Below are 25,291 nucleotides of genomic sequence, written 5' to 3'. Positions count from 1 at the left end.
GGACAGAGTTATTTTCAACAAGCATAATATTGACGGAACGATGACCACGGAGGTCTGTCTCTCCAGCAAGGAGAGGGGCTTTGCCGTGGTTTTTATTTTAAAAGAAAGGGTGAGGGAAATGCATATTCCAGATGGTTTTTTAAGCCCTGGCGTTTGGGTGCCGGCGGCGGCCATTAGTACCGGAGCTTTAGGGTATAGCATCAAGCAGGCTCAGGCTAGTCTCAAGGAGCGGCAAATCCCGGTGCTGGGCATCATGTCAGCCTTTATTTTTGCCGGTCAGATGGTCAATTTCCCGGTGGCCGGCGGAACTTCGGGACACTTGCTGGGGGCGGCTCTGGCTACCTCCTTGCTGGGGCCCTGGAGTGCCAGCTTAATTCTGGCAACAGTCTTAATCATCCAGAGTCTGTTTTTCCAGGATGGTGGCATCACAGCTCTGGGGGCTAATATCCTTAACATGGCGGTGATTGGCGTCGGAACTGCCTGGTTGATGGAAAACAGCTTGAAAAAATTGCGCTTGCCTGCCGGGGTAAGCAATTTCCTGGCCGGCTGGGTTTCGGTTATGGCAGCAGCGGTGGCGGCTTCTCTGGAGCTGGCTATCTCTGGCACCATTCCTCTGGCCAAGGTTTTACCGGCGATGGCCTTCTGGCATGCCTTGATCGGTATCGGTGAAGGAATGCTCACGGCTGTGGCTGTAAACTTCGTCTTTAAAAATCGTCTGGTCTATGAGGTTGAACAGGAGAAAGCGGGGTGGGAAGCATGAAAGGCAAAATTCTGAGCGGACTGGGCCTGGCCCTGGCGATTGCGGCTTTTCTTTCGCCTTTCGCCTCCTCCAGCCCGGATGGCCTGGAACGGGTAGCCGAAGATCATGGCTTTCTGGAAAAGGGAACCTCATTGTTCTCTTCTCCTATCCCTGACTATCTTTTTCCCGGTATTCAAAATGAAAAAATAGCTACGGCTGTGGCAGGAATTGTGGGGACTTGTCTGGTATTTATATTTATGTACGCAGTGGGCAAACTCTTAATCGGTGGCAAGGAAAGGAGGAGCTAGGCTATGTGTGAGGCCAATGCCTATCTACGCCAGGGGGAAAAAGAGGAATTGCTGCTGGAACGGGTAGACAAAATCATCCCCCAGGGTAATGAGTTATATCTGGAGAATATTTTCGGTCAGCGCAAAACCATAAAAGGCCGGATTGTGGAAATGGCCCTGGTGGATCATAAGATCGTTCTGGAAAGGAATGAATAGCTATGTGCCAGGCAGGTTATCACGGGGACTTCCCAACTGTTGCCGCAGGGCGTTCCCCTCTGCTGCAGCTGGAAACTCGCTTGAAAATTCTCTCCCTCATTTCGATGATTATCATTTTCTCCACCATTAAAAATATTTTACTGCTGGCAGTTGCTGCTCTGGTCTTACTGGGAATAGCGCTGCTGGCGCGAATTAGCCCTGTTGCCTTGCTGAAAAGACTAATCTGGTTCTTGCCTTTTGCCGGAGTGATGGTTTTGCTGGTTCCCTTTATCACTCCAGGGCAGCCGCTCTGGACGGGAAATATACTGGCCTTTAAATTGACCGCAACTGTGGAAGGCGGGCAAAAAGCCCTGTTTCTGGCTTTGCGTGTCTTGAATGCTGTCTTGGCTTTGACCATATTGACGGAAACTACTACCCAATCTCAGTTATTACAGGGCTTACGTCAGCTGGGATTGCCTGATTTGCTGGTCAGTTTGATCGCCTTTACCCTCCGCTATTTCAGTCTGCTGGGCAGTGAACTGGAGAGAATGCAAACTGCCCGCCAGGCCCGGGGTTTTCAAAGAGGCAAAGGGCTTTATCACTGGCGCACCATGAAAACCCTGGGGCAGATGGTGGGGATGCTGTTTTTGCGGGCAACTGAACGGGGAGACCGGATTTATATTGCTATGCTGGCCCGGGGTTACCAGGGAGAAGTAGCCTGCAGTACCCAGATGGCACCGCGCTGGCAGGACTGGGTGACCGGCGCTGCCATCGTGTCGATGGGGATTTTGCTTAAAATCGCTGAAATAAGCGGGGTGGAGAAGTGGCTCTAATTGAAGTTCAGGACCTATTTTACCGTTACAAGGATGGGACAGTGGCCCTGCGCGGTCTTTCCCTGACCATTCCCCGGGGCAAAAAGGTAGCCATTTTAGGCCCGAATGGAGCCGGGAAATCCACTTTGATCCTGCATTTGAACGGGATCCATCTGCCTCAACGCGGGCAGGTATTGTTTGATGGCGAACCGGTTACCGCCCGGAATGCGCGGCTTTTGCGCAGCAAGGTAGGACTGGTCTTTCAGGATCCGGATGATCAGGTTTTTTCCGCCACAGTCTGGGAAGATGTAGCCTTTGGGCCGCTGAACATGGGACTAGAACCGGATGAAATCAGCCGGCGGGTAGCGGCTGCCCTGGCGGCTGTGGGGATGACGGCCTATCAGGATAAAGCTCCCTACCATTTGAGCTACGGGCAGAAAAAACGGGTGGCCATTGCCGGCATTCTGGCCATGGATCCGGAAGTGATTATCCTGGATGAACCCGTAGCCTTTCTGGATCCTCAGGGAAAAGATACTCTGTTTCACATTCTGGATGAATTAAATGCCAGAGGCACTACCATCGTGATTGCTACCCATGATGTGGACCTGGCGGCAGAATGGGCAGATCAGTTAATTGTGATTAAGGATGGAACCTGTCTGGCCCAGGGAGGGCCGGAACTGTTAACTGATAAACAGTTAGTAGAGGCTGCTGCCCTGTGTTTTCCCATCATCACCAGGCTCTTTCAGCAGCTGCCGGAATTGCAGCTGGAACAAATGCCGAAAACTATAGCTGAAGGGGCGGCCATTATCAGGAAGCTTTTACAGACAAAATAACGATGAGAATGAAAAGGTCATGGAGACCTGGTCCTCTGATAAGAGAGGGGTTTCCATGGCCTTTTTCATATATATTCCTCCTTCCAAACCTTCCTTTATGGGCGCAAAGGTTTCGCTCGCCTTTGCGCCTGCTTTTAAAATATGTTATAATCGCCATAGCAAAAATATGAGGAGCGATGGCGATGTGTACAGAACTGACCCCCTGGGAACGAGTGGTACAATTTCATGGTCATGTCTGTCCGGGCATTGCGGCTGGTTATCGGGTGGCCATGCGTATGCTGCAGGAATTAGGACGACAATATCCACCGGGGGATGAGTGCATTATCAGGGCGGGTAAACGTTTTTGCGGTTTGGATGCTCTGCAGCTGTTGCTGGGGGCAACCTATGGCAAAGGAAATTTGCAGGTTGAGGCTGAGGACAGATACCATTTTGAACTATCATTGCCAGGACAGAGTTTAAGGATTGAGCTGGAGCTAACCCCCCGGTTAGCTGTTTATGAGGAACAATGGCAACAATTGTTTCAGGAAAAACTGAGCCCAGTAAAAAATGGAAGAAAGTCAGAAATTATTGCTGAAATGGTGGAACTGGCCCAGCAAGTCATGGATCTGGAGGATGAGGAGTTTTTCCTCAAAGTGGAAACCAGGCAGGAATAACTGCCTGGCTTATTTTTTGTCCGTGAACAGAAGACATGTAAAGAATAGGCACAAAATGAATATCCATTCAATAATTAATATAGACCGTTCAGGGGGAAAATCCGGCCTTTAGGCAAAAGTTGGTGAGAAAAATGGTGGAATTGTTTAGATTTATTGACAGGAAGACAAAGATAGGGGGAGGTTTCAAAATGGGAGAGAAAAAAGTCTATTATGCTCCACTAACTCCACTTAGTTTTTTAAAACGCAGTCTCTATGTATTTCCGGAAAAAACGGCGGTAGTATACAATGACCGGCGCTATACTTACCGGGAATTTGCCGCCAGGGTCAATCGCCTGGCCAGTGCCTTGAAAGGCCTGGGAATTGAGAAAGGGGACCGGGTGGCCTTTCTTTGCCCTAATATTCCGCCCATGCTGGAAGCCCATTATGGTGTACCGCTGGCGGGAGGGGCGTTGCTCAGCCTCAATATCCGTCTGGTTGCCCATGAAATTAAATATATCCTCAATCACTCGGAAGCGAAAGTGCTGTTCTTTGATGCCGGTTTGGCCCATGTGGTTGAGCCGATTATGAAGGAACTGCCAGCAGTACAGCATTTTATCAAAATCTATGATGGCGAAGAAACTGCACAGATTGATGTCATAGAATACGAGGAATTCCTGGCCCGGGGCAGTGAGGAAGAAATCCCCATTCCCGTCGAAGATGAATTGGAAATGATCGCTCTTAATTACACCAGCGGTACTACCGGTTTGCCTAAAGGGGTAATGTATTCCCATCGGGGCGCTTACTTGAATGCCCTGGGAGAAGCGCTGGAGGCCGGGATGAATTCCCGTTCCGTCTATCTCTGGACCCTGCCCATGTTCCACTGCAATGGCTGGTGCTTTACCTGGGCGGTAACAGCGGTAGGTGGTACCCATGTCTGCTTGCGCAAGGTGGAACCGGAGCGCATTTTCGAATTGCTGGTTCAGGAAAGGGTAACCCATCTCTGTGCTGCACCTACCGTGCTGGTGATGATGACCAACCATCCCAAAGCACAGGAGCTGAAGCTTGAGCAACATCTGCGCATCCTGACTGCGGGAGCACCACCTTCTCCTACGGTGATCAAGAATGCTGAGGCTATGGGAGCGGAAGTCATCCATGTTTATGGCATGACCGAGACTTATGGTCCTCATACCCTGTGTGAATGGAAAGCGGAATGGGATGAACTGCCGGCAGAGGAAAGGGCCAGATTGAAAGCACGGCAGGGAGTGCCTTATATCACCTCTGTGGAAATGATGGTAGTCAACAAGGATATGCAGCCTGTGCCCAGAGATGGCCAGACCATGGGGGAAATCGTCTTCCGGGGCAATAATGTCAACTGTGGCTATTTTAAAGACCCGCAAGCCACCGCTCTGTCTTCCCTGGGCGGCTGGTTCCACAGCGGCGACCTGGCTGTGGTCCATCCCGATGGTTATATCGAGATCAAGGACCGGGGCAAGGATATTATCATTTCCGGTGGGGAAAACATTTCTACAGTGGAAGTAGAAAATGTCATCTACCAGCATCCGGCGGTGATGGAAGTGGCAGTAGTGGCCATTCCGGATGAGAAATGGGGTGAAGTCCCCAAGGCCTTTGTCACCCTGAAGCCCGGGATGACAGCAACAGAGGAAGAGATTATCGAGTTCTGCCGGGAACGGATGGCCCGCTTCAAGTGTCCGAAAAAGGTGGAGTTTGGCGAATTGCCCAAAACCGGTACCGGCAAGATCCTGAAATACATCCTGCGGGAAAAAGAGTGGGCTGGCCGGGAACGCCGGGTAAATTAATCTTTTTAGACAGGCACCGGACAAAAATCACCTCCATATCCTAGTATTACCCTTGTTGTGGTAAGCGGGATAGGAGGTGCTTTTCTATGTCTGGCTGGCTGGTGCTTTCGGTCTTATCCCTGATTAATGGTATTCTCCTGCTGGTATCCTATATTACCAGTAACACTTTTCCTCAGCCTTTAACTCCGGAAGAAGAGGCTTATTATCTGGAGCGGCTGGAAAAAGGGGACCGGGAAGCCCGGAATATTTTAGCGGAGAGGAACTTGCGGCTGGTAGCCCATATTGTGAAAAAGTTTGAGGGTACTGGAGAAGATAATGATGACCTGATTTCCATTGGCACCATTGGTCTGATCAAGGCGATCAATACCTACAGCCGGGATAAGGGGACCAAACTGGCTACTTACGCTGCCCGCTGCATAGAAAATGAAATTTTAATGCATTTGCGGGCCACCAAAAACCGGCGCCAGGAAGTTTTTCTGGATGACCCCATTGGCCAGGATAAAGAAGGCAATGAAATTACCCTCAATGATATCCTGGGTACCGATCCGGATGAAATCAGCCTGATGGTGGAAAGGGAGTTTGATAATAAACAGCTGCTTCAGAAGGTGAAAGGCCTGTCCAAGCGGGAACTGGCGGTGCTGGATATGCGTTTTGGCCTCTTCGGCGGGGAGGAACGGACCCAGAAATATATTGCCCGTTTGCTGGGAATCAGCCGCTCCTATGTCTCCCGAATAGAAAAGAGAGCCATCAACAAGCTGCTAAAGGAATATCAGCAGGAGCGCAAGTTGAAACATTGACTCTGGAATTTGTGCCTCCGTTATTTTTTTGTTATCATAAAAAGAAAAAAAGAAAAAACAACGGAGGCGGAGTATGGGACACTGGTTAGTTCCGGATGCGGTTTTTGGCAAGTTGACGGAGATCAGTCCGGAATTTTTTTACGAAAAAGGGATTAAAGCAGTTTTGCTGGATTTGGATAATACCCTGCTGCCCTGGGCAGAGGGGATTTTTCCGGAGGAGAGCTTGCGCTGGATTGAGGAAATGAAGGCGGCGGGGCTTTTGCTCTGCCTGGTTTCCAATAACAAACCGGAACGGGTAGCTCAGCTGGCCGGGGAGCTGGGGATCCCGGGGATTTCTCAGGCGGTTAAACCGCGGCGTAAAGGGTTCCGGCAGGCCCTGCGGCTGCTGGCAGTGAAGCCAGAGGAGACGGCTGTGGTGGGGGACCAGATCATGACTGATGTGCTGGGGGGGAATCGGGCCGGTCTCTTTACGGTGCTGGTCAATCCCCTCAGCCCTGTAGAACATAAGGGGACCTACTTTTTGCGCTGGCTGGAAAGGGTTTTGACTGGCCGGCGGGTTTAAACCTGAATTGAAGCGGGCATAATGGCAAAAGGGAGGTTATGGCAATGGAGACCTTTAGCTGTTATGTCCCTTACCAGGAAATTGATAATGGCTGGGCCCTGCTGGCCCGCATCCGCGCTGAGGTGGCGGAAATACGTCAGCAACACCCGGAACTGGAAGCTTACCAGCTGGTGGACATGGGCATTGTTGACAGGAATACGGGAATTGAAGTAAAATTATATTTTTCTCCGGAAAAGCAGGAATTTTTTATCTAAAGAGCGAAAAAAGGAAGGAGTACCTTCCTTTTTTCTTTTCTGGCCAAAGGGGAGAAGATTATGTGGATTGATGGCAAGACCCGTCTGGTAGGTATAATTGGACAACCGGTGGAACACTCCAGATCGCCCTTGATGCATAATACTGCTTTTCAAGCTTTGGGCCTGAACTGGTGTTATGTTCCACTACCAGTGGCTTCGGACCAGGTGGCAGCGGCGGTAAGGGGATTAGTGGCCCTGGGCTTTGCCGGAGCCAATGTCACTATTCCCCACAAGGAAGCAGTTCTGACTCTGGTGGACGAGCTGGACCAGGCGGCGGCTACAATTGGAGCAGTGAATACACTGGTGATCAAAGAAGGACGAATTTGGGGTTATAACACCGACTGGCTGGGGGTAAAGGCCACTCTGGACCATATCAAGGCTATACCCGCTGGTAGGCGGGTGCTGGTTTTAGGAGCAGGGGGCTCGGCCCGGGCGGTGGTTTATGCCCTTGCACAGGAGGGGGCCGGGGAAATCCTGGTGGCAGCCCGACGGCCGGAGGCAGTAGGGAGTTTACAGACCATCGCGGCAGTAACTTACATACCGTGGCAGGAACTGGCTTTAGCCCGGGTTGCGGCAGAGGTGGAGATTATTATTAACACCACGCCTTTAGGTATGAGTCCGGAACCCCATTTATGCCCACCTTTGCCGCCAGAGGTTTTTGGCAGACAGCACAAGGTTTTCGACCTGATTTATAATCCGCAGGAGACCCGCTTACTGGCCAGGGCCAGGAGTCGGGGGGCTACTACAGTAAATGGTATCTTGATGCTGGTGGAACAGGGACGGGAGGCTTTCCGGCTCTGGACGGGAATGGAGCCTCCGCTGGAGGTGATGTTGACAGCTCTGGGTATCAGTGAACAAAATTAACAAATTTGTCACATTTGCCATTACAATTATGTGATATAATCTATTTGTATCGGTTTACCTGGAATGGGAGGGGTGTTCCGGTGGCGAAAAGAAACGGCCAATCCCGTTTTGCCTTTCAGCTTTGTCCCCAGTGCGGCAGTAAAAACATTGGCCGCATTGCCAAACAAACCTATTTTTGCCGGGATTGTTTTACGGAAATCGTGGAAAAGAAACAGGGCCAGTTGTCAGAACGGCTGACCCTGCTGGAAATACTGGAAGATGGTTCGGTGCAGGCCATTGGTGAGATTTAAGAGGGCGGGAGCTCTCTTTTTTGTTTATGGCGAAAAATGCTGAATCGAGACGGAAAGTTTTCTGGCACAGGCGCAAGAAATGGCAAATTTTACTGGGCTTAATCTGTTAAAATATTGCAGTAAATAAAGGGTCGGAGGTGAAAATCGGTGGAGGCAGAACTGGAGAAAGAATGGGATGATGCGGAATTATTAGCGGGAGAGGGACAGGCCCTGGAAGCTGAAGGAGAACAGCTATTGACTTTAAAGCAGGTAGCCACCATTTTGCAAGTGGAGTGCAGTACGGTCAGGCACTGGGAAAAGGAATTTGCCGAGTATATGGGGAAGGCGGTGCTGATTAACCAGAAAAAGCATTATACTACCAGACAGCTGGAGGTTCTGACCAAAATCAAGGAGTTGTTGCAAACAGAACAGTATACCATCAAGGGAGCTAAACGCCGACTGGAACTGGATAATGTACTGGCAGCTTCTCTGGGGGTGGAGCATAATTTTAAGACAACGGTATTTATTATGTTCAGTGCCATCATGCAGGAATTGCAGGCTGCCCGCCAGGAGAGCCGGGAACTGGCCCGGGAGGTGGCCCGCTTGCGGGAGGAAAAGAACAGGGTAGAAGAACAGCTGGCCGCAGCGGAAAATCGCGGTCTCCTGGATTATCTCTGGCGACGCTGGCCAAAGGCAAGGACAGCGGAAGAACAGGGACGGGCATAATGCCCTATTTTTTTACGCTATTTCCAGAAAATAATCTGAAATAAAGCAGGATTTTGCCGAAGGTATGTCTAATATAGCATTTAATTGTGACAAATTGTGCAGTTCAGGGAAGTAGGGGTGAAAAATGTATTTTCCTACCCGCAAACGTCTGGGCGATATTTTAAAAGATGCCCATCTTATAAATGAACAACAATTGCAGCTGGCTTTGCAGAAACAAAAGGAAAGCGGAGAAAGGCTGGGGACCTTGCTGGTCAAGATGGGGATGGTCAAGGAGGAGGAATTGATTCAGGCCCTGGAGCAGCAACTGGGAATTCCGGCCATCCGGCTCAGCCGCATGCCACTGGAAGCAGAAGTGGTAAGACTGATTCCGGAAGCCCTGGCCCAGCGCTACAAAGCCATTCCTATCCGCAAGCAAAACAACCGGCTGACCGTTGCCATGGCTGATCCCTTGAATGTCTTTGCTATTGATGATATTCGGCTTTCCACCGGTCTGGAAGTAGAACCGGTGATCGCCCGGGAAAGTGAGATCAATGCGGCGATTAACCAGTATTATGGTTTGACAGATTCCCTGGAAAAAATTATTGAAAACCTGGATGAAGAGGAATTTACCGAAGAGGAACTGGGGCTGGACCAGCTCAAGGAACTGGTGGAGGATGCGCCGGTAGTCAGGCTGGTCAATACCGTCATCCAGCAGGCAGTGCGCAACCGGGCCAGTGATATTCACATAGAGCCCCAGGAGAAACAGCTGCGCATCCGCCAGCGGGTGGATGGAGTTTTGCAGGAAATGATGACCTTACCCAGAAAAATGCAGGCTCCTGTCATCTCCCGGGTCAAGATCATGGCCAACCTGGATATTGCCGAACGGCGCATACCCCAGGATGGTCGGATTCAGCTGACGGTAGAACATAAAGAGATTGACCTTCGCGTTTCCACTTTGCCCACAATTTACGGGGAAAAAGTGGTGCTGCGGATTCTGGACAAATCCCGGGGACTGCTTGGCCTGTCCGATCTGGGTTTGGCCCCGGAAAACCTGCAGCGATTCGAACAAATCCTCAAACATCCCAATGGCATTTTTCTGGTTACAGGGCCTACGGGCAGCGGCAAGACTACGACCCTTTATTCTCTGTTAAAACAAATCAACAGTCCGGAGCGCAATATCGTGACCCTGGAGGACCCGGTGGAATACACCCTGGAAGGGATAAACCAGGTCCAGGTCAATCCTAAAACTGGCTTAACTTTTGCCGGTGGGTTGCGTTCTATTTTGCGCCAGGACCCGGACGTGGTGCTGGTGGGGGAGATTCGGGATACGGAAACCGCCCAGATCGCCATACAGGCAGCCATGACCGGGCATCTGGTTTTCTCTACCTTGCACACCAACAGTGCGGCGGCCACCATCAGCCGCTTGCTGGATATGGGAATCGAGCCCTTTCTGGTAGCCACTGCCTTAACAGGAGTGGCGGCCCAGCGCTTGGTGCGTTCCCTTTGCCCGGAATGCCGCCAGGAACACTGGTTGCCGGTGAAATGGCTGGAAAATCTGGGCCTGTCGGAGGATGTCTGGCAATATGCCCGGCGGGAAGGAGATCGGGTACTGGTCTATAAACCGGGACGCTGTACCCTATGCAACAATACCGGTTACATTGGCCGGATCGGTATCCATGAGGTGCTAATTATGTCTGATAAACTGCGGGAACTGGTGGTGCAGAAAGCGGCCGCCAGCAAGATTGAGCAGCAGGCTGTAGCGGAAGGAATGATCACCCTGCGCCATGATGGGGTAAGAAAGGTCTTAAGTGGCCTTACCAGTCTGGAAGAAGTGATGCGGACAGTATTTGTGGACTAGTCAGGGGGGCAGAAGATGGAGCGAATCGAAGGCAGAGACTGGCAGACAGCCAGCGAACTTTTGCAATTGGCGGTGGAGCTGGGAGCATCGGATGTCCATATCTCCGTTGATGTCCCGCCGGTTTTCCGCATCAATGGCAAACTGGCCGCTATAGGGGAAAGACGCCTGAGCAGGGAGGATACCCTGCGCCTGGTCAAGGAAGTGATGACCGAAGAACAGTTTACCCGCTTCAAGGAGAGCGGTGAACTGGACTTTTCCTATAGTGTTCCCGGCTTTGGCCGCTTTCGGGTCAATACCTATTTCCAGCGGGGTTCGGCCGGGATGGCGGTGCGCGCTATTCCCTTTCAGATCCCCAGCCTGGAACAACTGGGCCTACCCTCAGTGGTAAAGGAACTGGCCATGCGGGAACGGGGACTGGTGATTGTAACTGGTCCTACGGGCAGCGGCAAATCCACTACCCTGGCTTCCATGATTGATTTAATCAATAATACCCGGGACTGCCATATCATGACACTGGAAGACCCCATTGAATATCTGCATCGCCATAAAAAGAGTATTGTTAACCAGCGGGAAGTTGGTTTTGATACCAAATCCTTTGCCAATGGCCTGCGGGCAGCCCTGCGCCAGGACCCGGATGTGATCCTGGTAGGGGAGATGCGGGATCTGGAGACCATATCCACGGCGGTTACAGCGGCTGAAACCGGGCATCTGGTGCTGGCTACCCTGCATACCTCTGATGCTCCTGGCACCATTGACCGGATCATCGATGTCTTTCCGCCTTACCAGCAACAGCAGATTCGCATTCAGCTGGCAGCCACCCTGCAGGGAGTAATTGCCCAGCAACTGGTACCTACCGCTGATGGCCGGGGCCGGGTGGCGGCAGTGGAAGTGCTGATTGTAAACAGCGCCGTGCGCAACCTAATCCGGGAACAGAAAACCCATCAAATTTATTCCATTATGCAGACTAATGCCCGTTTGGGAATGCAAACCATGGACTTTTCCCTGCGGGAGTTGTATTATCAGGGTAAGATCACTCTGGAGGAAGCCATAAAACGGGCCCTGGATCCCGATAACTTCCTTCGGCTGGTGAACGGGATGTGAGGCTAGATGAATTTGCAGTTTGAATACCAGGTACGGGACCGGCAGGGCCGGGTATTAACAGGAGTGGTAGAAGCCGATAGCCGGGAGACGGTGATTCAGCGCCTGCGTCGGGAAGGATATATCGTTACCTCTGTGAAACAAAAAGAGGTTGCTCCTTCGGTGGGGGAACTGCTGGCCAGTTTGCGCCCGTTGCCCATTAAAGAGCTGGCCCTGTTTAGCCGCCAGTTTGCCACCATGATGGCTGCCGGTTTGAGTTTGCTCAAGTGCCTCAGCATCCTGCAGCAGCAAACCAGCAATAAACGGCTGGCGGAAGCGGTGGCCGAAATTCGGCGGGATGTGGAGGGAGGTTCCACCCTCTATGGGGCCATGCAGCGCCATCCCCGGGTTTTTCCCGAGCTTTATGTCACCATGCTGCGGGCCGGGGAGATCGGCGGGGTGCTGGACAAGGTGCTGGAGCGCCTGGCTGATCATTATGAAAAGGAATATGAACTGCGGGAAAAAATCAAGACCGCTACCCGCTATCCCCTGGTGATCATGCTCTTTGCCATTGGAGTAGTCATCCTCTTGCTCACTACCGTGGTACCCACTTTTGTGGCCATGTTCAACAGCTTCAAGGCAGAACTGCCTCTGGCTACCCGGATTTTGCTGGGCATAAGTTCAGCCCTGACCGGTTACTGGTATCTCTGGCTGTTATTACTGGCCGGGGGAGGTCTTCTCCTCAGCCGTTTTCTGGCTACGGAAGAGGGTAAAAACTGGCGGGATGCCCTTGTTCTCCGCTTGCCCGTATTCGGGGAACTGAGCAAAAAGGTGGCTTTGGCCCGGGTTTGCCGTACTCTGGGGACGCTGCTGGCTACCGGGGTGCCCATCCTGCAGGCGGTGGAGGTGGTGGCTGAAGTAGCCGGTAACCGGGTAATTGGCCGGGCCCTGCTCAGCACCAGGGACAATATCCGGGAAGGGGAAGGAATTGCCGCTCCCCTGGAGCAAACCGGGGTGTTCCCGCCCCTGGTGACCCAGATGGTGGCAGTGGGCGAGGAAACGGGGAACCTGGATGGCATGCTGAGTAAAGTGGCGGATTTCTATGACCGGGAGGTAAAGAACACCACCGAGAGCCTGGCCTCCCTGCTGGAGCCTTTCCTGATCGGCTTTCTGGCCATTGTGGTGGGGGCCATTATCGTTAGCACCATACTGCCCATCTTTGATTTATATGGACATATCGGGGGGCAGTAGGGATAGAGAGAAAGCTTTGAAAGGGGGTGAAAGGAATGTTGATCAAAATCGGGGAGCGCATGAAGCGCATCCGTGAGAGAGAACAGGGCTTTACTCTGATAGAGCTGCTGGTGGTTATCGTTATTCTGGGGGTAATTGCTGCTCTGGTGGTTCCGAAAGTAGTAGGTAATGTTGATGATGCAAAGATGAAGGCTGATGAATTAACAGCCAAACAACTAACAAATGCTGTTAACCAATACAAAGCAGTTAATGGCAATTATCCAAATTCATTATCGGATTTAGTTCCTAAGTATATCGATGGAGTTCCTAAACAACAATCGAATGGCAAAGATTTTACTTATAATAAAACCGATGGTGTAGTAACTGTAACTCAATAGTCTTCCCGCCCCAGCCGGGGCGGGCCTACCTTTACAAAGGAGTTGACTCCATGTCCGTACTAAGCTTGCTTCTCGGCCTCATTATCGGCAGTTTTCTCAATGTCGTCATCTACCGTCTCCCCCGGGACCAATCCCTGCTCTGGCCGGGTTCGAGCTGCCCCCATTGTGAACAACCTCTCAAATGGTGGCACCTGGTGCCCGTCTTCAGTTTTTTCTGGCAGCGGGGTAAATGTGCCTATTGCGGTCAACCCATCAGCTGGCAATATCCCCTGGTGGAAATGACCAATGCCCTACTCTGGTGGCAGGCGTACAGCTTTTACGGGCTTAGCAGTCAGGCTCTGTTTTCGGCTCTACTGGGCAGCTGGCTGCTGGTGCATACCGTTATTGACTGGCAGCAGCGCTTACTGTTGAATAAAGTCAATCTGGCCGGTGCGGTTCTGGCAGTAGCCCATATTTTCCTGAATGGAGAACCGTCCTGGACATCGGCATTAATTGGAGCATTCCTGGGAGGAGGAGTCCTCTTCCTTATTGCTTTCCTCTACCCGGCAGGGATGGGTCTGGGGGATGGGAAAATGGCCCTGGTCATGGGGCTGTGGCTGGGCTGGCCCCAGGTTTTCCTGGCCCTTTTCCTGGCGTCCCTGCTGGGAGCCACAGCTGGCATTCTCCTGGGGCTGAAAAAAGACCAGATCCGGGGGATGTCCCTGCCCTTTGGGCCTTTTCTGGCTATGGGGACTTATGTAGTCTGGTACTGGAGTGATCGGCTCCTGAACTGGTACTGGCAGGTGATGTTATGATTAAAAAGCAGGCGCAGGAAGGATTTACCCTGGTGGAAGTGCTGGCCGGGCTGGCCATAATAGCTATTTTGCTGGTGGCTGCTTTGCCGCTCTTTACCTCCAATTTGCGCCAGACTGTGCAGGATAAACAGCGGGAACAGGCACTAAGGCTGGCCCAGGAGCGGTTGGAGTATTATATTCATCAGGATGTCAGAGAAAATGAGCAGCAATCGGGGCGAATAACTATAGATGGTACTGATTTTAACTGGAGTCTGCAGGTTAAGAGACCGGCGAGCAGCTCCCCTGCAAACCTTAAGCTCTTGAACCTGACCGTTACAGTCACTTATCTGGAACGCGGGTCTAATGCCAGCAGGGATTTAAGCCTGTCCGTGCTCAAAACCGAATGAATGGGGCGGTGCTTATGAACGGAAGGCGACAAGCAGGCTATACTCTGGTAGAATTGCTGGTGGTGCTGGTGCTTATGGGTATAGTCCTGATGGCTATAAACAGTTTCCTTTTAACAACTTACAGGAGCTATACGGAAACAAGCAGTGAGTTACAGCTTCAGGACGCACTGGCTGTGCTCAATGAACAGATTGCCGCAGATATTCGTAGAGCTGAACTGGTAGAAATCAACGGACAGGAAATGCGGGTGATCCTTTCCGCCAACGAAGTGGTCCGTTATGTGTTTGATAGCAGCGGTCAGGCTCTTTTCCGGGAAGCCGGTGGTATAAATAAAAAAATTTCCGGGGATGAAATAAAAATCGAAAATTTAGACTGGCTAAGTCAAGGGGGAGGCCAGGGGTATGTAATCTCCTGGCGGATTACGGCAAGGCTTAAAAACAGCGTTATGACAGTAACGATGGCAGAAAGTCCCCGGCGGGTCAAGATTTAGGGGGGATGGATTATGCTCAAGAACAAGGATGGGCAAAAAGGTTCTACACTGGTAACGGCCCTGGTGGTTTTCATGGTGTTCATGGTTCTGGCCTCAACCATCCTCTATCTTACTTATGGTCGCACATACACCCTGACCGGAAATATCGCTCAAACCAAAGCCCGCTATGCGGCCCAGTCCGGGGTAGCGGCCGGGCTGGCGGCCTTGAAAAAGGATAAAGATAAAGTGCAAAGTCAGGTACAGGTTACCCTTGGCAATGAAACGATTGTTGCTAATATTATTAAACCCGGCTCAAATGATGTTGCCTATGAAATCAGCAGTACCGCTACCGGTCGGGAAGGGAGCCGGGAGTTTCAGGCTACTGCAACGGCCAGGGTGAAACTGGGATTTGACTGGAGCAACTGGCCCTATGCTCTGGTGGTAGGCGGTGATTTTACTGGAGGTACTGGCACTGAACCGGCTAAGATCAAGGTACACAAAGGCAAGGTACACAAAGGCAAGGTACAGGTGAATGGTGACTGGAATTTTGCCGGGGAAAGCAGATTTGAAGAGTCCCCAGCGGTTGCCGGGGAAATAAAAGAAAGCTTCACGTCCCACTGGAAAAATCGGGGCCCTCAAAAAGGAACGCCGATTTACTTGCCGGAAATTATTGTTGAGGATCTCGATAAATATTTACAGAGGCCGGAAATAAGGGAAATCAAGTTAACTAACTGGAACCCTGAGTCAGGTAACCCGATTGCCTACTTTAAGAATGCAGACACCCAGCCATTAATTATATATAATGGTAATCCCAAATCCCCGTGTATTATTGTAGCGGATAAAGATATTGAAATTTACGCTCCCGCCAAAAAGGGGGATGATAAGCGTAAAAAAGAGGATACCAATCCAGTGGTGATTATCTCCCTTTCCGGTTCGGTAACTATTAAGGAAGCAGTGAACTTTGATGGCTTTATCTATGCAGCCAGGGATATTAATATTGAAGCAGTGAAAAATGATGGCAAACATGATAATGACAAGAAATGGGGCAAGGTCAATATCAATGGCGGAATCATGGCCAGGGGTAATTTTAACTTGAATAAAGGGGACGTCAAAATCCGTCTCTGGGAAAAAGGGCACAACAAATGGTGGAAGGATGAAGAAGATGATAACGAAGAAGATGATGATGATAGATTCAAGTCTATATTAAACAAAATCAATAGTTCATTAGGCCAGTACATGTCTTCATTTCAGATCGTTGACTGGCAGGAGTCTTATCGGTGAGAGAAAGGCAGGATAGGGCATGAATTGGTTTGCGAAAAAACAGAGTACAGAAGTAGTGGGGATAGATATCGGGGAGCATTCCCTCAAATTGCTGCAGGTGCGCCGCCAGGGGACCAAAAAGGAAATCGTCCGCTTTAAGCGCTTACCCACTCCTCAGGGGGCCATGGAAGGGGAATGGATAAGGGATTTTCCCCTGCTGGCTGATGCCCTGCGCCAGCTGGCCGAAGGGGTACCGCCCCAGCTACCGGTAGCAACGGCGGTAGCAGGTCAGAGTGTATTTATCCGTCATTTTACCCTGCCGGTCATGAAGGAACGGGAACTGGCCATGGCGGTGCCCCTGGAAGCGGAAGCCCATCTGCCCATTCCGGTGCGGGAGGTTATGCTGGACTATCTGCCTCTGGGGAAAGTGGTGGAAGATGGGGTGCAAAAACAGGAAATCATGGTGGTGGCTGCCCGGACTGCAGTAGTGGAACAGCTGCAACAACTGTTCCGGGAAGCAGGCCTGAACTTAAAAGTAATGGATGTGGAGTCCCTGGCCCTGGCCCGCACTGCCGCTCTCTTTGATTCCAGCTGGCAGGCGCCGGAACGGGCAGTGGCCCTGGCTGATATCGGGGCTACCACTACCACCTTTTCCGTCCATGCCGGAGGAGTACTGCGCTTTACCCGTACTCTGCCCATAGGCGGGGAGAGATTGACCCGGGCCCTGGTGGATTTCTTCCAGATGCCCTGGGAGGAAGCGGAAAATACCAAAACTATTCTCAACCTGACCGGTGACCTGGGGACTACCGGGTTGACGGTTTTGCTGCACCGCAAGACGGAAGTGGTGCAACAGGTAATCGATCAGCTGGTGATGGAACTGAGACGCTCTCTGGAGTTTTATCAGACTCGTTATCGTCAGCTAAAAGTGGACAAACTCTATCTTTCCGGGGGTACAGCCCAGATGCAAGGCCTGGCTGCCTATCTGGCCGAGGGCCTGGAACTGCCAGTGGAAACCCTGAACCCGCTGTTGAAGCTGGATATCAGTCAGGAGGCCCGCAGTAAACAGAAGGAAATGGAAGCAACGGGAGCGGCCCTGGCAGTTGTAGCTGGATTGGCCCTAAGTGAGGTGGAATAAATGCAGGTTAACCTTTTAGCACCGCGAACCCATCTGGCCCAGCAGCCGGAGCGCAAAGGCCCTGCCCTGCAGGAACGCTGGTTAATAACGGGGGCGGGCATCCTGTTGCTGGGCTGGCTGGGGATAGTTGGCTGGCAGGTATATAGCCTGGGCCAGGCTGTGGAACAGGAAAAAGCGGCATTACAGCAGTTGAAGAGCCAGGTAGAGAAGCAGAACCAGGTGCTGCGCCTGGCCAAAAGGATTGAGGTGCAGCAGCGGGTCTGGCGGGAACTGGAGGGAAACCCTACCAACTGGCAGGGCGCCATTGCTAAAGTGGAGGGCTATGCCGGAACGGAACTGACACTAAGCCGGATCAAATTTGGACCGGCACCGGCAGACTGGCTTTTTCAGGGGGAGAGCCGGAATACAGCGGCAATAGAGGCTTTCCAGGCCAAACTGGAACAGGATAAATACTGGCAGGCTGCTGTAGTCAGGGAACTGGTGCGTCAGGCTGAACAGGGTAGCTATGCCTTTACCATCAGTCAGGGAGGGGAAGGACAATGAAACTGCCGGGATTGAGTTTTACCCTGACTGAGCGGGAAAAAAAGTTGATTAAACTGGCAGCAGTATTGCTTGTTTTTACCCTGGCCTATTACTATGGGATTGAGCCCTTGCAGGTAAAAAAGGCTCTGCGGGAACAGGAACTGCTGCTTCTGCAGCAACAAAAACAGCAGCTACAGGCGCAAGCAGCCGTGGTCCAGAAAAGCCTGGCCTTAGAACAACAGGGCCGGGAACTGGAAAAGCGCTTGCCTTCCAGCCTGGCTCAGGCTGATCTGCTGGGGCAATTGCGCCAGCTGGCCCAGGAGCATCAGGTCACTCTTGAACTGGTGCGCCTCAATTCCCAGCAGGAGGAACAAACTGTTGCCGGGGTGAAGGTCAAGAGTGTGCAGATGGCGCTGGCTTTAAGCGGCAGCCGTCAGGCTTTGCGGGATTTTCTTGCCGACCTGGAAAAACTGCCCCGGGCTGTCCGGGTACAGGCCGGGGAGCTCAGTACCAGTGAACAGGGGCAGCGACTGGACTTGAATCTGGTAATTTATTTTTTGCCCTCGGAGGTGTAAATTGACAACATACTGGTTTTGGCGGCATAATAGTAGATAACATCCAGGATGATGTTATCTGCTATTTTTTTGAGTTGAGGAGGAGCAGGGATGAGGAGATTGCGCTTTTTAACTGCCGGGGAATCCCACGGGCCGGCGTTAACAGTGATCATTGAAGGAATGCCGGCAGGGGTGCCTCTGACCAAAGCAGAGATTGATGAGCAGCTATGGCGCCGCCAGCAGGGTTATGGCCGCGGTGGGCGCATGGCCATAGAAAAGGATGAAGTGGAAATTTTGAGCGGAATCAGGCACGGTCTGACTCTGGGCAGTCCCATCAGTTTGTTAATTCGCAACCGGGACTGGGAAAACTGGCAGGAAATAATGTCTCCCCATCCCCGAACGGAAGGGACGGGGACAGAAAAAAAAGTGACCCGGGCCCGGCCTGGTCACGCGGATTTGAGTGGTGGCATAAAATACAAACACGGGGACCTGCGGAATATACTGGAACGGGCTTCGGCCCGGGAAACAGCTGCCCGGGTGGCAGCCGGTGCTGTGGCCAGGGCCTTGTTGAGGGCAGCCGGAATAGAATTAGTTGGGCAGGTGACAGCAATAGGTGGTGTAACCGCAGATACTTCCGACCTAACCTGGGAGGAGATTGCTTGCCGGATACCCCGGTCTCCTGTTTTTTGTGCCGATGAAAAGGCCAGCCGGAAGATGATGGCCGCTATTGATGAAGCCCGGGCAGCAGGAGATTCCCTGGGCGGGGTAGTGGAGGTAGCTGCCCTGGGAGTACCGGTGGGGCTGGGCAGCCATGTCCACTGGGACCGGCGGCTGGACGGGCGGCTGGCGCAGGCTGTAATGAGTATCCAGGCCATCAAAGGGGTGGAAATCGGGATGGGGTTTCTCGCCGCAGCCCGTCCTGGTTCGGAAGTGCATGATGAAATTTTCTGGGAAGAGGGACGGGGGTATTACCGGGAGACTAACCGGGCCGGAGGGATTGAAGGTGGTATCAGTAACGGTGAGCCCATTATTGTGCGGGCAGCAATGAAGCCCATTCCCACCCTCTATCGTCCTTTGCGCAGTGTGGATATCGAAACCAACCAGCCGTATCTGGCTTCGATTGAACGCAGTGATATCTGCGCTGTACCGGCAGCCCTGGTAGTGGTAGAAGCGATGGTGGCCCTGGTGCTGGCTGATGCAATTCTGGAGAGATATGGTGGAGATAACTGGCAGGATCTGAAAGTGGCTTTAGGTAGGTGAGGGTAGTGCTGGTATTTTTAACAGGTTTTATGGGTACCGGTAAAACCGCTGTTGCCCGACGGCTGGCGGCCATACTGGGATGGCCCTGGGTGGATACTGATCAGGAAATTGAAAAGGTAACAGGCCTCTCTATTGAGGATATTTTCCGCAAACACGGGGAAATTCGCTTTCGTTCGGAAGAAACCCTGGCTCTGAAGCGGATTGTGCGGGACTGGGCAGGACAGCCGGGAATAGTTTCCACCGGGGGCGGTATGGTTTTGAAGGCGGAAAATGTGGAACTGATGAGGGCCCACGGGGTGATCATTGGCTTAACAGCCACCCCGGAGGTGATTTTCCAGCGGGTAAAAATGCGGCAGTTGCGGAAACGGCCACTGCTCAGGACCAAAGGGGATGTGCGGGCCCGCATTGAGGAGCTGATGAGCCTGCGGGAACCGGTTTATCGGTCGGTAGCAGAAGTGATTATCGATACCTCCAGCAAAGAACCGGAGCAGATTGCCCGGGAGCTGGTCGAATGGATAAAAGGCAGGATGGCAGGTGAAAAGAGTGGAAAAAGTTAAAGTGGAACTGGGGCGGCGCAGCTATGAGATTCTGGTGGGACGTCAGCTGCTAGTTCAGATAGGAGAAAGCCTGGCCACCCTGGGTAAAGGGCGGCGGGCACTGGTAGTGACCAACCCCCTGGTCTGGGATTTATACGGGTCAGAAGTGGAAAAAGGCTTGCGGGAAGCCGGTTTTTCCTGGCGGGTAGCGATTTTGCCGGATGGGGAAGAGTATAAGACTTTGGAATCGGTCCAGACCTTGTATGATCAGGCACTGGTTGCCGGTTTGGATCGCCAGAGCTGGATAGTGGCCGTCGGTGGCGGTGTGGTGGGCGATATGGCTGGTTTTGCTGCTGCCACCTTTATGCGCGGTATCAATTTTGTGCAGGTTCCCACTACCTTGCTGGCTCAAGTGGATAGCAGTGTGGGGGGTAAAACCGGAGTCAACCACCCCAAAGGCAAAAACCTGATCGGGGCTTTTTATCAGCCCCGGCTGGTGGTCAGTGACATCGATAGCTTAAACTCCCTGCCAGAACGGGAATGGGCAGCCGGTCTGGCGGAAGTGGTAAAATATGGTATGATCTGGAATGAGTTTTTCTTTGAGTTTCTGGAGCAAAATAAAGAAGGAATCTGGCAGAGACAGGCTCAGCCGGTACAGGAAATGGTCAAGGCCTCCTGCAGCATCAAAGCCCAGGTGGTCAGCCAGGATGAGCAGGAACAGGGGCTAAGGGCTATCCTCAATTTTGGGCATACTTTTGGTCATGGCCTGGAGGCGCTGGGCCAGTATCGGGAATGGAAGCATGGTGAGGCAGTGGCTGTCGGCATGGTCATGGCCAGCCGGCTGGCTGTCCGGGCTGGCTGGCTGAAAGAGGCAGCACTGGAACGGCTGGAACGGCTGCTTACGGCCTTTAATTTACCAGTACGGGCCCCGGGGGTAGATCCGGAAGCTCTCTGGCAGGCCATGCTCTATGACAAAAAAGGCGAGGAAGGGCGTTTAACTTTTATCCTGCCGGATCGCATCGGAGGAGTGAAAATCGTCAAGGAGCTGGATCGCCAGCTGATTTTAGCTGCAATTGCGGAGGTGGTATGATGCTGAAACGCGCCGATTGGGTGGCGGTTTTGCAAAAGGCCCTGGCCCGGGGTGGCGATTTTGCCGATATCTTTTTTGAGGAAAAGGAAACCACCATTATTACCTGTGAGGATAATCGGATTGAACGGATTAATACCGGGATTGACTGTGGTGCCGGGATTCGAGTAATCAGTGGAGAAACTACCGCCTATGCCTATACCAATGACCTGTCCCAGTCCGGTCTGGAACAGGCGGCTCAGGTGGCGGCCAAAGGGGTGGCGGGGGCCCAGCCTGGTACATATGTGTTTGACCTGACTACACCCAGTGCCAGGGTTCCGGCGCCGGTAATCAAGGAACTGCCGGAACAGATTCCGGTAGAAAACAAAGTAGAGGCGGTGCTAGCCGCCAATACGGCAGCCCGTCAGGCGGATGAGCGGATTCGCCAGGTTTCTGTCACCTATGGGGATGTAAAACAAAAAGTAGTGATTGCCAGCAGTGAGGGCCAGCTGGTGGAAGATGAACGCCGGCGCCTCAGGTTTGTGGTCAATGCTATCGCAGCAGCAGATGGAGTCATCCAGACCGGTTATAATGCTGTAGGCGGCGTGGTTGGCTGGGAGTTTTTACAGGAGGAACAGCCAGCGGCTGTGGCCCAGGATGCGGCCAGGCGAGCCGTACTGATGCTGGGGGCTAAACCGGCTCCGGCAGGCCGAATGCCGGTGGTGATGGCCGGAGAAGCCGGGGGAACCATGGTCCATGAAGCCTGTGGCCATGGCCTGGAGGCTGACCTGGTACAAAAACAGCTATCGGTTTATCAGGGCAAACTGGGCCAGGAGGTGGCCAGTCCCCTGGTAACGGTGGCCGATGATGCTACCTTAGCAGGCAAGTATGGTTTTTACCGCTATGATGATGAAGGCACTCCGGCTCAGCCGGTAACCTTGATCGAAAACGGGGTACTGGTGGATTATCTCTATGACCGGCATACCGCCGGCAAGGAAGGGCGGAAGTCCAATGGCCATGGGCGGCGGGAGAGCTATCATTACAAGCCCATTCCCCGCATGGCCAATACCTATATCGCTCCTGGTAAGGAGGACCCGGAGGATATTATCCGGGATGTGAAATATGGCTTGCTGGTTAAAAAGATGGGTGGCGGACAGGTAAATACAACCAACGGGGATTTTGTTTTCGACGTAGCTGAGGGCTATCTGATTGAGGACGGGGAAATCAGGTATCCGGTCCGAGGGGCGACCCTCACCGGCAATGGGCCCCGGGCCCTGCAACAGGTACAGCGGGTGGGTAAAGACTGGGGCTTTGCCATCGGTACCTGCGGCAAAGACGGACAAGGGGTTCCGGTGAGTGATGCTCAGCCTACCATCTTGCTGGAAGAGTTGGTGGTCGGGGGAACAGCTACGGGCGAGAAAAAAATTCGCCGGCTGTAAATAGTTCCTCCCTCTTCCGACTCATACTAACAGAGGAAACTGTCAGAAGAGGGAGGTTTTTTATGCTTCTGGAACGGAATTTAAAGATTTTGCTGGTCTCCGCAGAAGTCGCTCCTTTTGCCAAGACAGGGGGGCTGGCGGATGTGGCGGGCTCCCTGCCCAAAGCTCTGGCGGTTATGGGTAATGATGTGCGGATCGTTTTACCCCGCTACCGGGAAGTGGGAAAACAGAGCACTGTCACCGATTTTCCTGTGGAATTTGGACCGCGGCGGGAGACAGCGATTGTCCGGCAAAACTATATCGAGGCTCATTTAGGGGAGATTCATCGACAAATTCCGGTTTACTTTATCGATAACTATCATTATTTTGACCGGGACGGCTTTTACTGTCATCATGATGATGGGGAAAGATTTGCTTTCTTCTGTAAGGCGGTGCTGGAAATGCTGCCCCAGCTGGATTTTCAGCCGGATATTATTCATTTAAATGACTGGCAAGCGGGGCCCATTGCCCTTTTGCTGGAGGAAAAATATCGCTCCCAGCCGTTTTATGAGAAAATCTCCACCATTTTTACCATCCACAATCTGCAGTACCAGGGCCACCATGATCCCTATCTGCTGGATTGGCTGGGAGTAGATCGGCAACGGGTATTCCATCCTGAGGGAGTAGAGTTTTACGGCAGTTTCAATTTCCTGAAGGCCGGTCTGGTTTATGCCGATAAAATCAATACCGTCAGCCGCACCTATGCCAGGGAAATTCAGACTCCGGAATACGGGGAAAGGCTGGATGGGTTGTTGAGAAAGAGGGCGGCTGACCTGTCCGGAATCGTCAATGGCATTAACTTCCACGAGTTCGATCCCAGGACCGACCCGCGCATTTATCGCAACTATGATGCCGACTCACCGGAAATGAAGCGGGAAAACAAATACGCTTTGCAACAGGAACTGGGTCTGCCGGTGCAGGATGTGCCGGTAATGGGGCTGGTCAGTCGGCTGGTGGAGCAGAAGGGGCTGGATTTGCTGGTAGAAAGCGCAGACCAGTTGCTGGCACGGGATGTCCAGCTGGTAGTGCTGGGATTGGGAGAGGCGCGCTATGAACAGTTTTTCCGTCAGTTGAAACAGCGTTATCCGGAAAAGGTGGGAGTGTTTATCGGCTTTAATGGGGTGCTGGCCCAGCGCATCTATGCCGGAGCCGATATCTTTTTGATGCCTTCCCGGTTTGAGCCCTGTGGTTTAGGCCAGCTGATTGCCCTGCGCTATGGCACCATCCCGGTGGTGCGGGCTACCGGTGGCCTGGCGGATACTGTCCAGGATTTTGATATCCGCACCCAGACCGGCAATGGTTTTGTTTTTGCTGAATATGACGCCCGGGCCTTTTTGCGGGCGGTAGAACGGGCCCTGGAGATTTATCAGCATCACCCTTATCTCTGGCGTAAACTGGTACTGGGGGCGCTCCGGGAAGATAATTCCTGGAACAAAGCGGCCGCTGAATACATGGAATTATATGAAGCAGCCCTGGCCAGACGCCTGCATCTGGAAAGAATAGCTTAAAGGAAACGCCCCGCTTTAGGGGCTATTTTTTTGGGGTAAGTCAGGCAAGCTGCAGGCATAAAAAATATTTATAGGCATTACCGCTTGATTAAAAATCATTATACTTTACCTACCAGCTCTCCCAATCTGCTATAATTTGCAACAGAAAAAACTTCAGGGGAGAGATCAGATGTTTAAAGCGTTAACTGTAAAGGAGGAGAGCCCAAATGGCCAATAAGGTAATGGTGATTACCAGTGAGGTTTTAGGTAATGGCCCGGAGGAACTGGGGAAATTGCTGATGAAGAATTTCTTTTATACTTTGACCAGTGCTGAGGCACTGCCTGGCGCCATTTTATTTCTGAACAGTGGAGTGAAATTGCTGGTAGAGGGTTCGGTGGCAGCGGAATCCCTGCAAGTGCTGGCGGAACGGGGCGTAGATCTGCTGGCCTGTGGCACCTGTCTGGATTATTATCAGCTCAAGGATAAACTGGTAGTGGGCCAGGTTTCCAATATGGCAACCATCCAGGAAAAAATGTTGCAGGCTGAAACGGTAATAAATTTTTAGCGGCGGCAGGAATTTGCCGGAAAAAGTAGAAGTTAGAATAAATACACCAGGACAAGCTGTAAGTGAAGGAGGTATGCAGCAGTTACGGAAAAACTAGACTATAATTGATTGTATTTAACTGTTTTGCTACATTAAAAGTATGGAACTATTATCCATTGGAGAAGCAGCAAAGTCCGGCAGGGTTTTCGGGGAGCTGATCAGGAATGCCAGAGAAACACGAGAAGAACAAATTTAGCATAACTGTGTGCGGGGAGTTTTTTCCGGAGATTTACCCGGCTCACCGGTCTTCGAAGTGGAGCCGGGGCGAAGAAGATCCGCTGACTACGGAGATGCGTCTCTTCTGTGCTTGTATGCGGTGGGCCTTTAACCGGCTCCTGGAAGGTGCTTCCCGCCATGAAATCAAGAAGTCAGG

30 protein-coding genes and 1 pseudogene are annotated in these 25,291 nt (G+C 52.2%); all 31 read left to right on the top strand.

Annotation, left to right across the window (positions count from 1 at the left end; genetic code table 11):
• Positions 1 to 118: 118 nt before the first annotated feature.
• Positions 119 to 760: an energy-coupling factor ABC transporter permease gene (locus B5D20_RS09760; protein ID WP_078666059.1), complete on the top strand. Its 642-nt coding sequence runs from the start codon at positions 119 to 121 to the stop codon at positions 758 to 760.
• Complete coding sequence (locus tag B5D20_RS09755; RefSeq protein WP_078666058.1) at positions 757 to 1,047, top strand: PDGLE domain-containing protein; 291 nt, start codon at positions 757 to 759, stop codon at positions 1,045 to 1,047. The genes B5D20_RS09760 and B5D20_RS09755 overlap by 4 nt, the downstream gene beginning before the upstream one ends.
• 3 nt (positions 1,048 to 1,050) lie before the next feature.
• Positions 1,051 to 1,242: a CooT family nickel-binding protein gene (locus tag B5D20_RS09750; protein ID WP_078666050.1), complete on the top strand. Its 192-nt coding sequence runs from the start codon at positions 1,051 to 1,053 to the stop codon at positions 1,240 to 1,242.
• A gap of 2 nt (positions 1,243 to 1,244) precedes the next feature.
• Positions 1,245 to 2,054 carry a cobalt ECF transporter T component CbiQ gene (cbiQ, locus tag B5D20_RS09745; RefSeq protein ID WP_078666049.1) on the top strand — a complete coding sequence of 270 codons (810 nt, stop codon included), beginning with the start codon at positions 1,245 to 1,247 and terminating at the stop codon, positions 2,052 to 2,054.
• Positions 2,045 to 2,866 (top strand): ATP-binding cassette domain-containing protein, encoded by an 822-nt coding sequence (locus tag B5D20_RS09740; RefSeq protein WP_078666048.1) that lies wholly within the window; start codon positions 2,045 to 2,047, stop codon positions 2,864 to 2,866. The genes cbiQ and B5D20_RS09740 overlap by 10 nt, the downstream gene beginning before the upstream one ends.
• Before the next feature lie 182 nt (positions 2,867 to 3,048).
• Entirely contained in the window at positions 3,049 to 3,519 is a 471-nt protein-coding gene (locus B5D20_RS09735; protein WP_159071770.1) for a formylmethanofuran dehydrogenase subunit E family protein, read from the top strand.
• A gap of 188 nt (positions 3,520 to 3,707) precedes the next feature.
• Positions 3,708 to 5,315 carry an acyl--CoA ligase family protein gene (locus B5D20_RS09730; RefSeq protein WP_078666046.1) on the top strand — a complete coding sequence of 536 codons (1,608 nt, stop codon included), beginning with the start codon at positions 3,708 to 3,710 and terminating at the stop codon, positions 5,313 to 5,315.
• 86 nt (positions 5,316 to 5,401) lie between these two features.
• Complete coding sequence (sigK, locus tag B5D20_RS09725) at positions 5,402 to 6,112, top strand: RNA polymerase sporulation sigma factor SigK (protein ID WP_078666045.1); 711 nt, start codon at positions 5,402 to 5,404, stop codon at positions 6,110 to 6,112.
• A gap of 73 nt (positions 6,113 to 6,185) precedes the next feature.
• Positions 6,186 to 6,674 (top strand): YqeG family HAD IIIA-type phosphatase, encoded by a 489-nt coding sequence (locus tag B5D20_RS09720; protein ID WP_078666044.1) that lies wholly within the window; start codon positions 6,186 to 6,188, stop codon positions 6,672 to 6,674.
• A 44-nt stretch (positions 6,675 to 6,718) separates the two neighbouring features.
• Positions 6,719 to 6,928: a hypothetical protein gene (locus B5D20_RS09715; RefSeq protein ID WP_078666043.1), complete on the top strand. Its 210-nt coding sequence runs from the start codon at positions 6,719 to 6,721 to the stop codon at positions 6,926 to 6,928.
• Positions 6,929 to 6,988: 60 nt separating this feature from the next.
• Complete coding sequence (locus tag B5D20_RS09710; protein ID WP_078666042.1) at positions 6,989 to 7,831, top strand: shikimate dehydrogenase; 843 nt, start codon at positions 6,989 to 6,991, stop codon at positions 7,829 to 7,831.
• A gap of 80 nt (positions 7,832 to 7,911) precedes the next feature.
• Positions 7,912 to 8,121, top strand: coding sequence for a C1 domain-containing protein (locus B5D20_RS09705; RefSeq protein WP_078666041.1), 210 nt, complete (start codon positions 7,912 to 7,914; stop codon positions 8,119 to 8,121).
• A 147-nt stretch (positions 8,122 to 8,268) separates the two neighbouring features.
• Complete coding sequence (locus B5D20_RS09700) at positions 8,269 to 8,826, top strand: MerR family transcriptional regulator (protein WP_078666040.1); 558 nt, start codon at positions 8,269 to 8,271, stop codon at positions 8,824 to 8,826.
• A 124-nt stretch (positions 8,827 to 8,950) separates the two neighbouring features.
• A complete protein-coding gene (gene gspE, locus B5D20_RS09695) occupies positions 8,951 to 10,663 on the top strand; it encodes a type II secretion system ATPase GspE (protein ID WP_078666039.1) in 1,713 nt (570 codons plus the stop codon).
• 15 nt (positions 10,664 to 10,678) lie between these two features.
• The gene (locus B5D20_RS09690; RefSeq protein WP_078666038.1) at positions 10,679 to 11,764 is read left to right on the top strand and encodes a type IV pilus twitching motility protein PilT; all 1,086 of its coding nucleotides are present in this window, start codon (positions 10,679 to 10,681) and stop codon (positions 11,762 to 11,764) included.
• Positions 11,765 to 11,770: 6 nt separating this feature from the next.
• A complete protein-coding gene (locus B5D20_RS09685; RefSeq protein ID WP_078666037.1) occupies positions 11,771 to 12,991 on the top strand; it encodes a type II secretion system F family protein in 1,221 nt (406 codons plus the stop codon).
• A 35-nt stretch (positions 12,992 to 13,026) separates the two neighbouring features.
• Positions 13,027 to 13,368 carry a type II secretion system protein gene (locus B5D20_RS09680; RefSeq protein WP_200803495.1) on the top strand — a complete coding sequence of 114 codons (342 nt, stop codon included), beginning with the start codon at positions 13,027 to 13,029 and terminating at the stop codon, positions 13,366 to 13,368.
• Between the two features lie 50 nt (positions 13,369 to 13,418).
• Complete coding sequence (locus tag B5D20_RS09675) at positions 13,419 to 14,162, top strand: prepilin peptidase (RefSeq protein ID WP_078666036.1); 744 nt, start codon at positions 13,419 to 13,421, stop codon at positions 14,160 to 14,162.
• Entirely contained in the window at positions 14,159 to 14,548 is a 390-nt protein-coding gene (locus tag B5D20_RS09670) for a type II secretion system protein (protein WP_078666035.1), read from the top strand. Before B5D20_RS09675 ends, B5D20_RS09670 begins: the two co-directional genes overlap by 4 nt.
• A 14-nt stretch (positions 14,549 to 14,562) precedes the next feature.
• On the top strand, positions 14,563 to 15,036 hold the full coding sequence (locus tag B5D20_RS09665) for a prepilin-type N-terminal cleavage/methylation domain-containing protein (RefSeq protein WP_159071771.1): 474 nt from the start codon (positions 14,563 to 14,565) through the stop codon (positions 15,034 to 15,036).
• A gap of 12 nt (positions 15,037 to 15,048) precedes the next feature.
• Positions 15,049 to 16,296 carry a hypothetical protein gene (locus B5D20_RS09660; RefSeq protein WP_078666033.1) on the top strand — a complete coding sequence of 416 codons (1,248 nt, stop codon included), beginning with the start codon at positions 15,049 to 15,051 and terminating at the stop codon, positions 16,294 to 16,296.
• Positions 16,297 to 16,315: 19 nt separating this feature from the next.
• Positions 16,316 to 17,410, top strand: coding sequence for a type IV pilus assembly protein PilM (gene pilM, locus B5D20_RS09655; RefSeq protein ID WP_078666032.1), 1,095 nt, complete (start codon positions 16,316 to 16,318; stop codon positions 17,408 to 17,410).
• Complete coding sequence (locus B5D20_RS09650) at positions 17,411 to 17,953, top strand: hypothetical protein (RefSeq protein WP_078666031.1); 543 nt, start codon at positions 17,411 to 17,413, stop codon at positions 17,951 to 17,953.
• Positions 17,950 to 18,507, top strand: coding sequence for a type II secretion system protein GspM (gspM, locus tag B5D20_RS09645; RefSeq protein WP_078666030.1), 558 nt, complete (start codon positions 17,950 to 17,952; stop codon positions 18,505 to 18,507). The genes B5D20_RS09650 and gspM overlap by 4 nt, the downstream gene beginning before the upstream one ends.
• A 90-nt stretch (positions 18,508 to 18,597) precedes the next feature.
• A complete protein-coding gene (aroC, locus tag B5D20_RS09640) occupies positions 18,598 to 19,746 on the top strand; it encodes a chorismate synthase (protein ID WP_078666029.1) in 1,149 nt (382 codons plus the stop codon).
• Positions 19,747 to 19,751: 5 nt separating this feature from the next.
• Complete coding sequence (locus tag B5D20_RS09635) at positions 19,752 to 20,303, top strand: shikimate kinase (RefSeq protein ID WP_143311965.1); 552 nt, start codon at positions 19,752 to 19,754, stop codon at positions 20,301 to 20,303.
• Positions 20,281 to 21,372: a 3-dehydroquinate synthase gene (gene aroB / locus B5D20_RS09630; protein ID WP_242946630.1), complete on the top strand. Its 1,092-nt coding sequence runs from the start codon at positions 20,281 to 20,283 to the stop codon at positions 21,370 to 21,372. The genes B5D20_RS09635 and aroB overlap by 23 nt, the downstream gene beginning before the upstream one ends.
• Positions 21,372 to 22,787 (top strand): TldD/PmbA family protein, encoded by a 1,416-nt coding sequence (locus B5D20_RS09625; protein WP_078666027.1) that lies wholly within the window; start codon positions 21,372 to 21,374, stop codon positions 22,785 to 22,787. The genes aroB and B5D20_RS09625 overlap by 1 nt, the downstream gene beginning before the upstream one ends.
• A 62-nt stretch (positions 22,788 to 22,849) precedes the next feature.
• A complete protein-coding gene (gene glgA, locus B5D20_RS09620; protein ID WP_078666026.1) occupies positions 22,850 to 24,334 on the top strand; it encodes a glycogen synthase GlgA in 1,485 nt (494 codons plus the stop codon).
• A 206-nt stretch (positions 24,335 to 24,540) separates the two neighbouring features.
• Positions 24,541 to 24,879 (top strand): sulfurtransferase-like selenium metabolism protein YedF, encoded by a 339-nt coding sequence (gene yedF / locus B5D20_RS09615; RefSeq protein WP_078666025.1) that lies wholly within the window; start codon positions 24,541 to 24,543, stop codon positions 24,877 to 24,879.
• Between the two features lie 203 nt (positions 24,880 to 25,082).
• A pseudogene (locus B5D20_RS09610) lies at positions 25,083 to 25,291 on the top strand (IS200/IS605 family accessory protein TnpB-related protein); the annotation flags it as partial.

Source organism: Carboxydocella sporoproducens DSM 16521, assembly GCF_900167165.1.
Taxonomy (GTDB): Bacteria; Bacillota.
Note: the sequence above shows the minus strand (reverse complement) of the source record. Positions and strands in the feature narration are given on the sequence as shown.

What these genes read in the sequence shown, in the direction of transcription:
- B5D20_RS09760 (WP_078666059.1), top strand. Translation starts at nt 119, where the DNA reads ATGCATATTCCAGATGGTTTTTTAAGCCCTGGCGTTTGGGTGCCGGCG.
- B5D20_RS09755 (WP_078666058.1), top strand. Translation starts at nt 757, where the DNA reads ATGAAAGGCAAAATTCTGAGCGGACTGGGCCTGGCCCTGGCGATTGCG.
- B5D20_RS09750 (WP_078666050.1), top strand. Translation starts at nt 1,051, where the DNA reads ATGTGTGAGGCCAATGCCTATCTACGCCAGGGGGAAAAAGAGGAATTG.
- cbiQ (WP_078666049.1), top strand. Translation starts at nt 1,245, where the DNA reads ATGTGCCAGGCAGGTTATCACGGGGACTTCCCAACTGTTGCCGCAGGG.
- B5D20_RS09735 (WP_159071770.1), top strand. Translation starts at nt 3,049, where the DNA reads ATGTGTACAGAACTGACCCCCTGGGAACGAGTGGTACAATTTCATGGT.
- B5D20_RS09730 (WP_078666046.1), top strand. Translation starts at nt 3,708, where the DNA reads ATGGGAGAGAAAAAAGTCTATTATGCTCCACTAACTCCACTTAGTTTT.
- sigK (WP_078666045.1), top strand. Translation starts at nt 5,402, where the DNA reads ATGTCTGGCTGGCTGGTGCTTTCGGTCTTATCCCTGATTAATGGTATT.
- B5D20_RS09720 (WP_078666044.1), top strand. Translation starts at nt 6,186, where the DNA reads ATGGGACACTGGTTAGTTCCGGATGCGGTTTTTGGCAAGTTGACGGAG.
- B5D20_RS09715 (WP_078666043.1), top strand. Translation starts at nt 6,719, where the DNA reads ATGGAGACCTTTAGCTGTTATGTCCCTTACCAGGAAATTGATAATGGC.
- B5D20_RS09710 (WP_078666042.1), top strand. Translation starts at nt 6,989, where the DNA reads ATGTGGATTGATGGCAAGACCCGTCTGGTAGGTATAATTGGACAACCG.
- gspE (WP_078666039.1), top strand. Translation starts at nt 8,951, where the DNA reads ATGTATTTTCCTACCCGCAAACGTCTGGGCGATATTTTAAAAGATGCC.
- B5D20_RS09690 (WP_078666038.1), top strand. Translation starts at nt 10,679, where the DNA reads ATGGAGCGAATCGAAGGCAGAGACTGGCAGACAGCCAGCGAACTTTTG.
- B5D20_RS09685 (WP_078666037.1), top strand. Translation starts at nt 11,771, where the DNA reads ATGAATTTGCAGTTTGAATACCAGGTACGGGACCGGCAGGGCCGGGTA.
- B5D20_RS09680 (WP_200803495.1), top strand. Translation starts at nt 13,027, where the DNA reads ATGTTGATCAAAATCGGGGAGCGCATGAAGCGCATCCGTGAGAGAGAA.
- B5D20_RS09675 (WP_078666036.1), top strand. Translation starts at nt 13,419, where the DNA reads ATGTCCGTACTAAGCTTGCTTCTCGGCCTCATTATCGGCAGTTTTCTC.
- B5D20_RS09670 (WP_078666035.1), top strand. Translation starts at nt 14,159, where the DNA reads ATGATTAAAAAGCAGGCGCAGGAAGGATTTACCCTGGTGGAAGTGCTG.
- B5D20_RS09665 (WP_159071771.1), top strand. Translation starts at nt 14,563, where the DNA reads ATGAACGGAAGGCGACAAGCAGGCTATACTCTGGTAGAATTGCTGGTG.
- B5D20_RS09660 (WP_078666033.1), top strand. Translation starts at nt 15,049, where the DNA reads ATGCTCAAGAACAAGGATGGGCAAAAAGGTTCTACACTGGTAACGGCC.
- pilM (WP_078666032.1), top strand. Translation starts at nt 16,316, where the DNA reads ATGAATTGGTTTGCGAAAAAACAGAGTACAGAAGTAGTGGGGATAGAT.
- B5D20_RS09650 (WP_078666031.1), top strand. Translation starts at nt 17,411, where the DNA reads ATGCAGGTTAACCTTTTAGCACCGCGAACCCATCTGGCCCAGCAGCCG.
- gspM (WP_078666030.1), top strand. Translation starts at nt 17,950, where the DNA reads ATGAAACTGCCGGGATTGAGTTTTACCCTGACTGAGCGGGAAAAAAAG.
- aroC (WP_078666029.1), top strand. Translation starts at nt 18,598, where the DNA reads ATGAGGAGATTGCGCTTTTTAACTGCCGGGGAATCCCACGGGCCGGCG.
- B5D20_RS09625 (WP_078666027.1), top strand. Translation starts at nt 21,372, where the DNA reads ATGCTGAAACGCGCCGATTGGGTGGCGGTTTTGCAAAAGGCCCTGGCC.
- glgA (WP_078666026.1), top strand. Translation starts at nt 22,850, where the DNA reads ATGCTTCTGGAACGGAATTTAAAGATTTTGCTGGTCTCCGCAGAAGTC.
- yedF (WP_078666025.1), top strand. Translation starts at nt 24,541, where the DNA reads ATGGCCAATAAGGTAATGGTGATTACCAGTGAGGTTTTAGGTAATGGC.